Raw genomic sequence first — 12,498 nt, forward strand, 5'->3', positions numbered from 1 at the left:
GGATGCCAGGACGCTGTTGCGCGACCTGAGAACCGTTGCGACGCGCGCAGCAGTTTCAGCGTCCGGTTTCGCGGCCCGGACGATCGGACCTGAACGTTTCAACTGCGCCACGATCCTGCAAGGTGACGAACACCTGTTTGCCATCGGTGCCGCCGAACGCGACGTTGCTGGCCTTGCGGCCTTTCAACGCGACCGTGCGCAGCAACTTGCCCTGCGGCGAGACCACCGCGATCTGCCCGGCATCGTAGCGGGCGATATAGAGGTTGCCGTCGGCATCGCAACGCATGCCATCCATGCCGAAGTCCGGGAAGCTGATCAGCAGGCGCTTGTTGCGCAGGCCGCCGTCGACGCGGTCGTATACCCACACCTTGCGCGACATGCTTTCGTTGACGTAGAGATGCTTGCCGTCGGGGCTGACGTCCAGCCCGTTGGGCGTGGTCATGCCCGATTCCATCAACGCGACGACGCCCTCGCGGCTGATGTGCCACAGGCGGCCGCTGTTGTCCTTCCAGTTCGGGTCGCTTGCATAGAAGCTGCCATCGGGCGCAATCGCCAGATCGTTGGGGCCGTCGGCATCGGGCAGCGAGGCGAAGGTGCTGACCGCACGCGTCTGCAGGTTCACCTGCAGGATCTTGTGGCCGGTGAAGTCGGCCACGTACATCGTCCCGTCGCGGAAGCGGATGCCATTGCCGGTACTGCCCTCGGGCAAGGTCACGAACACCTCTGCCTTGGCGCTGCCATCGGCGTGCAGGGCAATGCGTGCGATGGTGCCGTCCTTGCCCAGATTCACCGCATAGAGCGCGCCATCCGGTCCGGCGGCAGGACCTTCGGCATTGTGGGTGAAGGCGCCATCGCCGATCAGGTCGCGCGCAACGAAGGGCGCATCGGCAGCGATCGCCAGCGAGCTGGACAACAGCAACGCCAACGGCAGGAAACGGCGGCGTACGACAGCGGTCATGCGGCATGCTCCAGATGGGATCGTTGCCAGTGTGCCAGAACGTGCGCAGCGGCCATGGCGGTGATCACGCACGATCAAGTAAGGTGCCCGGGCAGCATTGGCCGACGAGCGACCAACAGCAGCACTGCGCCCATCTGCGGGCAGTGTGAGTGGGCGCGGTGCGGCATGTACCCACTGACACTCCGTGCGAGTGTGTCGTCGTCGCTGACGACCGCACGCGATGGTGTCAGCCGCTCTCAATCTTGCCAAGGAGGTTTGCATGTCCGTGGAATCGATCACACGTCGCCGTTTGCTCGCCGCGTTCGGCAGTGCAGGCATCCTGCTTGCTGCGCCCGGCTGGGCATTGCCGAAGAAAAAGCCGGGCAAACCGCTCAACGTGGCGTTGGCCGGCCTGGGCAGTTATGCCAGCGAACAGCTCGCGCCGGGCCTGGCATTGACCAAGCATTGCAGGCTGGCCGGCATCGTCACCGGCACGCCCGCGAAGATTCCGCAGTGGCAGGCCAAGTACGGTATCGCCGACCGCAACGTCTACAACTACGAGAACTTCGACCGGATCGCCGACAACGACGACATCGACGTGGTGTACATCGTCACGCCGACCCATCTGCATGCGCCGCTGACGCTGCGGGCGGCGGCGGCCGGCAAGCACGTCTGGTGCGAAAAGCCGATGGCGATGCATGCCGGCGAATGCGAGGCGATGATCGCGGCGTGCAAGCGCAACAAGGTGGCGCTGACGATCGGTTACCGCATGCAGCACGAACCCAACACGCGTCGCCTGATCGCGATGGCCAGCGAAAAACCGTTCGGCGCGATGCAGCGTGTGCGCGCCGAGGCCGGGTACAACGGCTATCACGATGCGACCAAGGCCGATCGTCCGTGGCGCTTGCGCTCCCAGTTCGGCGGCGGGGCGATGTACGACATGGGCGTGTACCCGCTCAACGCCGCGCGCTACACGGTGGGCAGCGAGCCGTTGGCCGTGACCGCCAAGCGCTGGACCGATCGCCCCGAGCTGTTCGACGAAGTCGACGAGCATATGGACTTCACCCTGGAATTTCCGAACGCGGTGCGTGCCGAGTGCAAGACCAGCTTCGGCAACAACATGAATGTGCTGCGTGCCGAATGCGAACGCGGCTGGTACGAGTTGTCGCCGTTCCAGAGCTACCAGGGCGTGACCGGCAAGGCCAGCGACGGGCGCGTGTTCGACGCCAAGGTGCCGCACCAGCAGGCACTGCAGATGGACGAGGACGCGCTGGCGATCATCAACGGCACCCCGCTGCGTGCGCCCGGCGAAGAAGGCCTGCGCGACATCCGCATCGTCGATGCGATCTACCGCTCGGCCCGCGAGGGCAGCAAGCGAATCGTGCTCTGATCGCGCCTAAGCTCCGTCAATCGACGGAGCTGCCCGCCGAAGCGAAACGAGCAGGCTGGCGCGCACCAGCCTGCCACGATGAAATTCCCAAGGGCCGTGCAGTCGACTACCAAAAAGCGGCTACCCAGCAATCACGCCGGATTGCCATCAGTGCGACTGGCGCAGGTGAATCACCACACCAGCTCCCGCGATACCCGCCAGCACCCACCGCAATAACAACGCCACCAATCCGCGCTTTTACGATTCCCGATTCCCGAATCCCGAATCCCAGCTCTTACGATTCCCCAATCCCGATTCCCGATTCCCCGCTCTCAACCCCGCATCGCCAACACCGTGATCTCCTCACGATCGTGATACAGCTGCTTGGCACGCACGATCAGCGATTTCTCAGCCTGCTGCTCGAACAGGTCCAGGCACAGGCGGGTTTCGTCCCAGCGCTTTTTCATCGGCAGCTTGAGGTTGAAGATGGTGTTGCGGCACCAGCCTTCGCGGATCCAGGTGGCCATGCGTTCGGCCACGCGGCGCGGTTGCTCAACCATGTCGCAGACCATCCAGTCCAGTGCCTGCGCAGGCTTCCAATGAAAGCCGTCGGCACGCAGATGCTCGACCAGGCCGGTCTCCAGCACATGCTCGCGTAGCGGGCCGTTGTCGACGCTGGTGACATGCAGGTGCTGGCGGGTGAGCACCCAGGTCCAGCCGCCGGGAGCTGCGCCCAGGTCGGCGGCGCGCATACCGGGCTTGACCAGCGCTTCGCGTTCGTCCGGTGCGAGCAGGGTGAGCAAGGCTTCGTCGAGCTTGAGCGCCGAGCGCGATGGCGCCTCCGGCAACAGCTTCAAACGTGGAATGCCCAGAGGCCAGGGCGCGCTGTCGGCACTGTCGGCCACTGCCAGCAAGGCGTGGTCGCCATCGAGAAAACAGATATGCAGCCGTGCCAGGCGCGGCTGCGGCTTGTCGGTGAGCAGGCCGGCCTTGCGCAAGGCCGGACGCAAGGCGTTGCCGAAGCTGCGCGCCAGCCCTGCCAGCGGCTTGCCCGCGTCCGAATCCGGGTGTTCCACCCACAGATCGCCGAAACGCGGCTGGCCTTCCAGTGCGGCCAGGATCGGCGTGATGCGGTCCTTGGGGTCGATGCCCTTGAGTTCGGCAATCACCACCAGCTTCTGCCGCGCGAAGATCAACTCACGCCAGTGCAGCCTGGCAGCCAGTTGTGCGGCCTCATCGCAGACGAACAGCACATAGCCGTCGTTGCGCTGGGTACGCGCATAGCCGGCGATGCCGACGAATGCGGCGCGCGCGCTCAACTCGGCGGCCAGCTCCGGCTCGAAGCCCTGGCGGCAGTAACACAGCAGGCCGCTCATCGCAGTGCCTGGCGTGCGCGATCGCTGCGGGGCAGATCAGTAATGGTCACCGCCGCCCTCGCCATAGTTGCGCAGTACCGCGCAGGCCTGATCGCGATGCACGTCGCGCACCACCTCGATGCCGCGGCGGGTGAGCTCGCCCACCCAGTCGGCAGGCAACGGGCCTTCGTCGAATTCGGTCAGCGCCATCACGTCTTCGGCGCGTGCGCCGATCAGCAGCCGGTCGATGCCGGCCCACACCGTGGCGCCGTAGCACTGGCAGCACGGCTGCGCGGAGGTGGCCAGCGTCACTGGCGACAGCACATCGTTCAGGCGCGGCGTCTGCAGGCGCTGCTGCGCGAGCATGTAGGCCATGTTTTCGGCATGCGCCAGCGAGGTGGTCTGCGGCACCACGCGGTTCACCGCCGCGGCGATGATGCGGTGGTCCGGGCCGAACACGACCGCACCGAACGGGCCGCCGCTGCGCTCCTGCACATTCATCCGCGACAGTTCGATTGCCAGCGCCACCTTGTCCTCGTCGCTGGGATAGGCGCGGCTGTCGTCGACATGCGCGTGGATCCAGTCGGGCAGCGTGAGGTGGACTTGCGCGTAAAGCATCAGTGGACCATTTCTGTAGAGGGGGGAGCGGGGCGCAGTGTATCGGCCTGGGCGTCCTTTGCGGCACATTGCCCGGCCACGCACTGGCAGGCGCTGATCTCGCGGAAGCCGCACACGCTCATCATGCCGCTGGCCTGGCACTGCGCCATCACGCCTTTGGGGTCGGTGGCACTGTTGACGTTGACGCAGGCCGGGAAGGCGCCGCAGCAGTTGCCCACGTTCTTCACCGTGCAATCGGCGTCGGTGCGGCAGGTGGTGGTCACGGTGACCGGTTTGCCGGTGGCCGGGCCGCTTGCCGAGTCGGTCGCCGGAGGCGGCGCGGCGGTATCGGCCGGTGGTGCGGCCACGCAGCCGATCGACACCAGGCAGGCCAGCAGCAACAGCGTGCTCAGACAACGGGACAAAAGACGGGACATGCGGCCGCTCCGATCAGGACAGGTGAGCGGCCATGGTAAGCCCCGGATGCGCGGAATGTGGCGCGCGCTGGATCGGCTACGGAAAGCCCGGGGATCGGGGCCCTGCGCGCGTTGCGGCTGACGACGCTGGCCGGGGCGCGGCGTGCGACCGCAACACGCCTGCAGCCTCAATGCAGTCAACGCTGTCTGCGCAGCGCCCGCTGGCAGCGCGTGGCAAGGTCCAGTTGCTGCATGCTTTCGTCGCGGCGGTCGCTGGGCAGATCGTCATCTGGCCGGCCCGGAAGAAGCGTGCAGAACACCTCGGCCGGGGTCACCGCGTTCGGGACCGGTGGCTGCGGCGAGCAGGCCGCCAGGCCGAACGACAGCGAAAACACCGCGCTGCGCAGCGTGTTTGCAGGCGGGCGTGGACATGGTTGTGGGAGGCACATGGCGGCGTTGCTGGCGGACACAGCCTGCAATCTAGGCCGCTGCGTGCATCAGGTGCCGGCGTCATTTCGCTTCCGCATGCAGTGCTGCGCACCACAGCACGCCGACCAGGAGGCAGGCGATGGCGGCCAGCTCCAGTGGCGTGGGCAGGCGCATTTCCCAGGCAAAGCCGTACAGCAACGCAAAGACCGTCTCGAACACGATCATCTGGCCAACCAGAGTCAGCGGCAGCACCCGGCTGGCCCGGTTCCACAAGGCGTTGCCGATCACCGAGGCCAGGATGCCCAGCAACAGCGAAATGCCCCAGAAACTGGCCCAGTCGATCGGCGCATGTGGTGCGCTGCCGATCAGTGCGGCCGGCGCCAGCAACAGCGCCAATGCGCCGGTGACCACACCGGTCAGCAGCGACCAATCGCCACCGGACAGGTCCGGGCGCCGCCGCAGCCAGCGCGCATTGCCGATGGAATAGGCCGACCACGACACCAGCGCACCGAATGCGCACAGCAGGCCGGCGATGCGGGTGGCGCGATCGCTGGCGTGGTGAGCGGCATCGTGCTGCAAGGTGTCCAGGGCGACCAGCGCCACGCCGATGACGCACAACACGCATGGCGCGGCCAGGCGTCGCAGCTGCACCGCGCCTGCGGCCCGCGTGCCGATCACGGTGACCACCACCGGCAGCAGGCCGATGATCAGTGCGGTCGCCGCACTGCCGGCCCACTGCACCGCGCTGCTGAGCAGCACGTAGTAGATCAGGTTGCCCAGCAGGCTCAGACGCACCAGCGCCCACCATTCGGTGCGCCCCAGCCGCGCAGCGGTCTGGCGCGCGCGCGGTGCCAGCACCAGGGCTGCGACCGCGCCATACGACAGGTAACGGGCCACGGCCAGTTGCAACGGCGTAAACGCCGCCAGCAATTGCGGCGCCAGAAACACCAGTCCCCATAACGCACCTGCGCCGATGCCGCAGGCAACACCCACCATCAAGCGCTCACGCATCGTGCTGCTCCTTCATGCCATGCAGCATGCAACGAAGTGCGGCACGCAGTCTCCATTGCGCTTGTTCATCAACTCGGAAGATACCGCTCTGAGGCGCCGTCCCCGCTGGCTGCATCACGCGCGCTGACCACCAGCGATGCGCCGATTACCGCAGGCCCGGCTGCGGCTGCCTGCCGCCGTTCCCGCGCCGGATGGCTGGCATCCGGCGCGGTCTGACTCACTTGGCCCAGGTGTCGCGCAGGGTCACGCTGCGGTTGAACACCGGCGTGGCGGCGCTATGGTCGCGGCGATCGGCAACGAAGTAGCCGGTACGCTCGAACTGGAACGACTGCTCGGGCGCTGCCTGTGCCGCGCCCGGCTCCACGTAGCCGCGCACGCTGCGCTTGGACTCGGGGTTGAGATGGTCGCGGTAGGTCTTGCCCTCGGACTCGTCATCGGGCTTTTCCACCGAGAACAGGCGGTCGTACAGGCGGATTTCCGCTTCCACCGCATGCGCGGCGCTGACCCAATGGATGGTGCCCTTGACCTTGCGGTTGGCGCCTTCCATGCCCGGACGCGACTCCGGGTCCAGCCAGCCACGCAGCTCGACGATCTCGCCTGCGTCGTTCTTGATCACCTCGTCAACGCGCGCAATGCCGGCGCCGCGCAGGCGGATCTCGCCGCCGGGCACCAGGCGCTTCCAGCCCTTGGGCGGGACTTCGGCAAAATCCTCGCGCTCGATCCACAGCTCGCGTGAGAACGGCACCTCGCGCGTGCCGAAGCTCTCGTCCTTGGGATGGTTGGAGAAGCTCAGCGTCTCGTTGTGGCCTTCCGACAGATTGGTCAGCACCAGCTTGAGCGGGTCGACCACCGCCATGCGGCGCGGCGCGGCCGCATCCAGATCCTCGCGCAGGCAGCCTTCCAGCACCGAGAAATCGATCAGCGAGTTCTGCTTGCTGATCCCCACCCGGTCCACGAACAGGCGCATCGCCGCCGGCGTATAGCCGCGCCGGCGCAGGCCCTGCAGCGTGTACATGCGCGGGTCGTCCCAGCCGTCCACCAGCTGTTCTTCCACCAGCGCGGTGAGCTTGCGCTTGCTCATCACCGTGTAGTTGATGTTCAGGCGCGAGAACTCGATCTGGCGCGGCTTGGCGGCCTCGCGCGGCAGGCCCTTGTCCAGCAGCGGCTGCAGCAGCTCCGGATGCGCGGCCAGGTCCACCTTGTCCACGCACCAGTCGTAGAGCGGGCGGTGGTCTTCGAATTCCAGCGTGCACAGCGAATGGGTGATGCCTTCCACCGCATCGCCCAGCGAATGCGCGAAGTCGTACATCGGATAGATCGGCCACGCATTGCCGGTGTTCTGATGCTCGACATGCTTGATGCGGTACAACGCCGGGTCGCGCAGGTTGATGTTGCCGCTGGCCATGTCGATCCTGGCGCGCAGGGTGCGTGCGCCATCGGGGAATTCGCCGGCACGCATGCGCCGGAACAGGTCCAGGTTTTCCTCGACGCTGCGCTCGCGGAACGGCGAATTGCGGCCGGGCTCGGTCAGCGTGCCGCGGTATTCGCGCACCTGCTCGGCGGATAGGTCGCAGACGAAGGCATGGCCGTCGCGGATCAGTTTTTCCGCGGCCAGGTAATACACCTCGAAATAATCCGATGCGTGGCGCAGCTGCGCCCACTCGAACCCCAGCCAGCGCACGTCGTCCTGGATGGCGACCACGAACTCGGGGTCTTCCTTGGCCGGGTTGGTGTCGTCCAGGCGCAGATTGCACAGCCCGCCGAACTCGGCGGCCAGGCCGAAATCCAGGCAGATCGCCTTGGCGTGGCCGATATGCAGATAGCCGTTGGGCTCGGGCGGGAAGCGGGTGCGGATGACCGTGTGCTTGCCGCTGGCCAGATCCTCGCGGACGATCTGGCGGATGAAGTCTTTCTTCTCCGCCGGGGCGGTGGCGTCGGTGGCTAGGGTCTCGGACATGCGCGCATCAGCAATAGGTAAACCGCAAGTTTAGGCGGTGGCACCGGTTAGGGGTAGGCGGCGTGTCAGTGGCCGGCCATCGCGCGCCACCTGCGCGCGGTGGTCCTGCGCGCAAGCGCCTTGCTGCCTGGGACCGCATGGGCTGACCGCAGCCAGGCCGGCTGCCATCTGCAGGCGGCACGGCGGGCTGGCCGGCACCGCCGCCGGCGCGTACGCTGCGGCGATCCTTCGGAGTGCCCCACGCATGCCTCTGCCCCGCCTGGTGATCGGCGACAAGACCCTGTCCTCCTGGTCGCTGCGCCCGTGGCTGCTGCTGCGGCACTTCCAGGTACCGTTCGAAGAGATCGCGCTGCCGTTGGATACGCCGCAATTCCAGGCCCGCATCGCCGGTTATTCGCCCACCCGCAAGGTGCCGGTGCTGTGGGACGACACCCTGCATGTCTGGGATTCGCTGGCGATCTGCGAATACGTCAACGAACGCTGGCTGGATGGCCGCGGCTGGCCGTCCGAGCTGTCGGTGCGCGCGCAGGCACGCGCGGCGGCGGCGGAAATGCACTCGGGCTTTGTGGATTTGCGCACCCAGCTGCCGATGAACCTGGCCCGCGCGCCCGGCCCGGCCCGCTGGGACGCGGCTGCCGAGCGCGACATCACCCGCATCCAGGCGCTATGGGCCAGCCTACGCGCCGAGCATGGCCATGCCGGGCAGTTCCTGTGCGGCGACTTCGGCATCGTCGATGCGATGTTCGCCCCGGTCGCGCTGCGTTTTGCCAGTTACGGCGTGCCGTTGTTCGAGGCTGCCGGCGATTACCTGGCCGCACTGGATGCATTGCCGGCACTGCGCGAGTGGAAGCAGGACGCCGCGCGCGAACGCCTGGAGCGCGGCTGACATGCAGATCGCGTATCGCGCCAGTCACATCATCGACGCGCATCTGGCCAAGCACGCGCTGGAGGATGCCGGTATCACCGCCTTCGTGTTTGGCGAGTCGCTCTTGGGCGGTGCCGGGGAACTGCCTGCCTTCGGCGTGCTGCAGGTCTGCGTTGCCGACCTGCACCTGAGCCAGGCACAGGCGGTACTGGCAGAGATCGGCCTGTGCGGCGAGGTCACCCGCGCGCTGTAGCGCAGCGCCTGTCGTAGGAGCGCACCCGGGCGCGACGTGGCGTTCATCGGCACAGCCACGTCGCGCCCGGGTGCGCTCCTACGCTGGTGTTATCGGCACAGCTCCGGTCGCGCCCGGGTGCGCTCCTACGATGTGCGCGCGTCATTCCGGCTGGCGCCACCCTGGCGGCGCCGCATCCGGTGCGGCCAGCGCCCGCAGGCGTTTGAACAGCACGGTAGTTTCGGCCACGTTCCAGACCCGCAGCGCGACCTCGAAGGTGTCCAGCGGCTTGGTCAGGAAGTCCTTGGCGCCCAGACCCAGGGCGCGATGGCGCGCGCTGCGGCTGGGGTCGGCGGTGAGCACGATTACCGGCAGGAAGTGGCCGGGATCGGACAGCCGCGCCAGTTGTTCCAGTAGTGCATAACCGTCGAGTTCCGGCATCTTCAGATCCAGCAGGATCAGGTCCGGCGCGAATGCCGACACCAGCCCCATCACCCGCAATGGGTCGGTGGTGGCGATGACCTGCTGGAAGCCCTCGCGCTGCAGCAGGTCTTCGAGCAGCCGCACATTGGCCGGCTCGTCGTCGACGATGAGGATGCGGGAACCCAGGATTTCGTCGCGTGTCATGCCAGCAGTCCGTCGATCACAGTGAAGAATTCCGCCACATCGAGCGGCTTGGTCAGATACGCGCGCACGCCCTGATTGCCGACGCGCGCCAGGGTAGCGGTGGTGGCATCGGCACTGATCACCACCACCGGCACGCCGGCCGTGGCCGGCTGCGCCTGCAGCTCGCGCAGCAGTTCTTCGCCGTTGCCGTCGCTCAGATGCAGGTCCAGCAGGATCAGATCCGGCATGCCGTGCTGCAGCAGCGCGCGCGCCTGCGCCAGGCTGGCCGCTTCCAGCAGCTGCCATTGCGGGCGGCGTTCGCTGAGGGTGCGGATCAGGGCCTGGTTGGAGGGGTTGTCTTCGATGCTCAGCAGCCGGCACACGCCCGTGCCCGCATTACTCGGCGGCACGATGGCGCGCGCCGGCTCGCTGCGTTGCGGTTCGCCCTGCGGCAGCGAGATCCAGAAGCGCGCGCCATCGCGGCTACTGTCCACGCCGATGCGCCCGCCCATCGCCTCGATCAGCCGCTTGCTCAGTGCCAGACCCAGGCCGGTGCCTTCCACCGCCGAGCGCTCGGCACCCAGCCGCTCGAACGGCGTGAACAGCCGCTCGATCTGTGCCGGCGTCAGGCCCGCGCCCTGGTCGGCGACCGTGATGCGCACCTGCTCGCCATCCGGCCGCGCGCTCACCTGCACCTGGCCGGCGGTGCGATTGAACTTGACCGCGTTCGACAGCAGGTTGAGCAGCACCTGGCGCAGCCGCTGTGCATCGGCGCGCACCGTCCACGGCCCGTCGATGGCGGCCGGCTGCAGCGCGATGCCGTGCTTGTCCGCGTCCGGGGCGATCAGGCCCAGCGCCTCGTGGACGGCCGCGCGCACCGAGACCGGCTCCGGGCTCAGATCCAGTTGGTCGGCTTCGATCCGCGCGATGTCCAGCAGCTCGGTGATCAGCCCCAGCAGGTGTCGGCCGGCGCCGAGAATATGCTGCAGATGACGGCGATGCCCGGGCTCGGGCAGATCCATTTCCAGCACCTGCGCATAGCCCAGGATCGCGTTGAGCGGCGTGCGCAATTCGTGGCTGCTGCGCGACAGGAATTCGGTCTTTGCGCGGTTGGCGGTTTCTGCCTCGCGCCGTGCCAGTTGCGCTTCGGCGGCACGTGCGGCGAGCAGTTCGCTGGCCTGCGCCAGGCGCTGGCCGACCTGGCCCAGCTCGTCGCCGGCGCGCGGTTGCGGCGCCAGCGGCAGGCCTTCGCCCAGCCGGTCGGCATTGGCGGCCAGCGTGCGCAGGCGTCCGGACAGTGCCGAGGCGAACCACGCCACCGCGAACACCGCGCCCAGGCCGCCCAGCATCGCCGCACTTAAAGTGATGATGAGATTGCGCTGGCGCAGCCCCTGCGCCTTGGCGGTACGTAGCTGCAATTGCGCGGTTTCGTAATTGCGCAGTTCGCGCAGTTCGGCACGCAGGATGTCGAGCTTGTACTTGCCGTCCCACAGCTGGCGGATCTCTTCTTCGCGGCTCAGATCCGGTGCCAGCAACCGGCGCCACCCCTGCATTTTTTCCGCAAACAACGGTTTGATGCGCGCAAACCGTTGCGCCTGCCCCGGGTCGGTGATGCGTTGCGACAGCCGCTCGGCCACCCGTTGCAGGCGCGGCTCGGCATCGCGGTATGGGGTAAGGAATTCATCGCGGCGCACCAGCCGATACCCGCGCACGCCGGCCGCGGTTTCGGCCAATAGTGCGTGTGCTTCGTACAGATCGCTCAACACCTCCAGCGTCTGCCGCACATCGTTTTCGGCGGCGATGTTCTGCCGCTCCACGCTGTAGATCGCCATCAGGGCCACCGCCAGCAGCAGCAGGGGCAGGGTCACCACCGCCAGGCTCTTGCGGGTGATCGGCCAATCGTTCCAACGCACCGCCATTGCATTCATAGCGCGAGTCCGGCTTGGACCGCGTACACCGCGGCCTGGGTGCGATCTTTTACCTCAAGTTTCTGCAGGATTCGCTCCACATGCACTTTGACCGTGCCGGGAGAAATCCCCAGTTCAGCTGCCAGCGTCGCATTGGTGAGGCCGCGCGGCAGCAGGGACAGCACCTGTTTCTCGCGCTTGCTGAGCGCGGTGAGGCGGTCGTCCTGCACCGGCTTGCGCCGACGCGTGGCGAGCGGTTTGGCCGGTTCGGCCACCATCGCCGGCAGCAGCAATGCGAAGGCCTGCAGCGCCTGCACATCGTCGTTGCCGGGGGCGGGACGGTTGTCGTTCCAGGCCACGCACAGCATGCCCAGGGTGCTGCCCAGCGCCTGGATCGGCACCTTGGCCTCGCGGATATCGGCCGGGCGCGGTGGCATCAGCCAGGCCGCTTCATGACTGTCGCCGGCTGCGCTGGCACCGGGCGGCAATGCGCGGCCGCGGCTGGCCAGCACCTGCGCGCGTGGCCCACGCTGTGCCAGCACCGCGCCATGTTCCAGGCCCAGCAACAGCAGCACCCGGCCCAGTACCGCGTCGCAGGCCTGTTCCGGCGTCTGTGCCTGACGCAGCGCCACCGCGACCTCCCAGAGCGCCTGCCAGCGTGCGCTGTCGGATGCTTCGCGGCGTAGCGTCAGGCGCCAATCGCCAGCATTGGTAGGGGTTTCCATGAGTTCGCTCTAGGCCGATCAGCATATTTGAGTATATGCCAGTCGGCAGAATTGTTGGGCCCGCTTGGTTTCGATACTGCGCTTGCCCGATG

The 12,498-nt window shown here is 67.2% G+C and carries 13 protein-coding genes; 3 read left to right on the forward strand and 10 right to left on the reverse strand.

The window, feature by feature from the left end:
• Positions 1-55: 55 nt before the first annotated feature.
• A complete protein-coding gene (locus tag ABQ039_RS04285) occupies positions 56-958 on the reverse strand; it encodes an SMP-30/gluconolactonase/LRE family protein (protein ID WP_184610350.1) in 903 nt (300 codons plus the stop codon).
• A 259-nt stretch (positions 959-1,217) separates the two neighbouring features.
• On the opposite strand from ABQ039_RS04285, the gene ABQ039_RS04290 reads away from it, so the two are divergent.
• Positions 1,218-2,327, forward strand: coding sequence for a Gfo/Idh/MocA family protein (locus tag ABQ039_RS04290; RefSeq protein WP_046345768.1), 1,110 nt, complete (start codon positions 1,218-1,220; stop codon positions 2,325-2,327).
• A 311-nt stretch (positions 2,328-2,638) separates the two neighbouring features.
• On the opposite strand, the gene rlmM is transcribed toward ABQ039_RS04290, so the two are convergent.
• The 6 genes from rlmM to ABQ039_RS04320 all read right to left on the reverse strand — a co-directional run bounded on the left by rlmM (position 2,639) and on the right by ABQ039_RS04320 (position 8,071).
• Positions 2,639-3,682 carry a 23S rRNA (cytidine(2498)-2'-O)-methyltransferase RlmM gene (rlmM, locus tag ABQ039_RS04295; RefSeq protein WP_102581919.1) on the reverse strand — a complete coding sequence of 348 codons (1,044 nt, stop codon included), beginning with the start codon at positions 3,680-3,682 and terminating at the stop codon, positions 2,639-2,641.
• Positions 3,683-3,718: 36 nt separating this feature from the next.
• Positions 3,719-4,279, reverse strand: a complete 561-nt coding sequence (locus tag ABQ039_RS04300; RefSeq protein WP_024938261.1) for a nucleoside deaminase — start codon at positions 4,277-4,279, stop codon at positions 3,719-3,721.
• Positions 4,279-4,695, reverse strand: coding sequence for a hypothetical protein (locus ABQ039_RS04305; RefSeq protein WP_080689359.1), 417 nt, complete (start codon positions 4,693-4,695; stop codon positions 4,279-4,281). Before ABQ039_RS04305 ends, ABQ039_RS04300 begins: the two co-directional genes overlap by 1 nt.
• Positions 4,696-4,871: 176 nt before the next feature.
• Positions 4,872-5,123, reverse strand: coding sequence for a hypothetical protein (locus ABQ039_RS04310; RefSeq protein WP_167763021.1), 252 nt, complete (start codon positions 5,121-5,123; stop codon positions 4,872-4,874).
• A gap of 61 nt (positions 5,124-5,184) precedes the next feature.
• The gene (locus ABQ039_RS04315; RefSeq protein WP_184381341.1) at positions 5,185-6,114 is read right to left on the reverse strand and encodes a DMT family transporter; all 930 of its coding nucleotides are present in this window, start codon (positions 6,112-6,114) and stop codon (positions 5,185-5,187) included.
• 217 nt (positions 6,115-6,331) lie between these two features.
• On the reverse strand, positions 6,332-8,071 hold the full coding sequence (locus tag ABQ039_RS04320) for a glutamine--tRNA ligase/YqeY domain fusion protein (RefSeq protein ID WP_228910986.1): 1,740 nt from the start codon (positions 8,069-8,071) through the stop codon (positions 6,332-6,334).
• A gap of 244 nt (positions 8,072-8,315) precedes the next feature.
• On the opposite strand from ABQ039_RS04320, the gene ABQ039_RS04325 reads away from it, so the two are divergent.
• The gene (locus tag ABQ039_RS04325; protein WP_024938257.1) at positions 8,316-8,957 is read left to right on the forward strand and encodes a glutathione S-transferase family protein; all 642 of its coding nucleotides are present in this window, start codon (positions 8,316-8,318) and stop codon (positions 8,955-8,957) included.
• A gap of 1 nt (position 8,958) precedes the next feature.
• Entirely contained in the window at positions 8,959-9,189 is a 231-nt protein-coding gene (locus tag ABQ039_RS04330) for a DUF2007 domain-containing protein (RefSeq protein WP_016900736.1), read from the forward strand.
• A gap of 141 nt (positions 9,190-9,330) precedes the next feature.
• On the opposite strand, the gene ABQ039_RS04335 is transcribed toward ABQ039_RS04330, so the two are convergent.
• From ABQ039_RS04335 to ABQ039_RS04345, 3 genes are read right to left on the reverse strand one after another with little or no spacing between them, the layout of a single operon-like run.
• Entirely contained in the window at positions 9,331-9,795 is a 465-nt protein-coding gene (locus ABQ039_RS04335) for a response regulator (protein WP_024938256.1), read from the reverse strand.
• A complete protein-coding gene (locus ABQ039_RS04340; protein WP_349778208.1) occupies positions 9,792-11,702 on the reverse strand; it encodes an ATP-binding protein in 1,911 nt (636 codons plus the stop codon). The genes ABQ039_RS04335 and ABQ039_RS04340 overlap by 4 nt, the downstream gene beginning before the upstream one ends.
• Positions 11,699-12,406 (reverse strand): response regulator transcription factor, encoded by a 708-nt coding sequence (locus ABQ039_RS04345; RefSeq protein ID WP_039523694.1) that lies wholly within the window; start codon positions 12,404-12,406, stop codon positions 11,699-11,701. The genes ABQ039_RS04340 and ABQ039_RS04345 overlap by 4 nt, the downstream gene beginning before the upstream one ends.
• Positions 12,407-12,498: the final 92 nt, after the last annotated feature.

It is taken from the genome of Xanthomonas sp. WHRI 6108, assembly GCF_040202385.2.
GTDB lineage: Bacteria > Pseudomonadota > Gammaproteobacteria > Xanthomonadales > Xanthomonadaceae > Xanthomonas > Xanthomonas arboricola.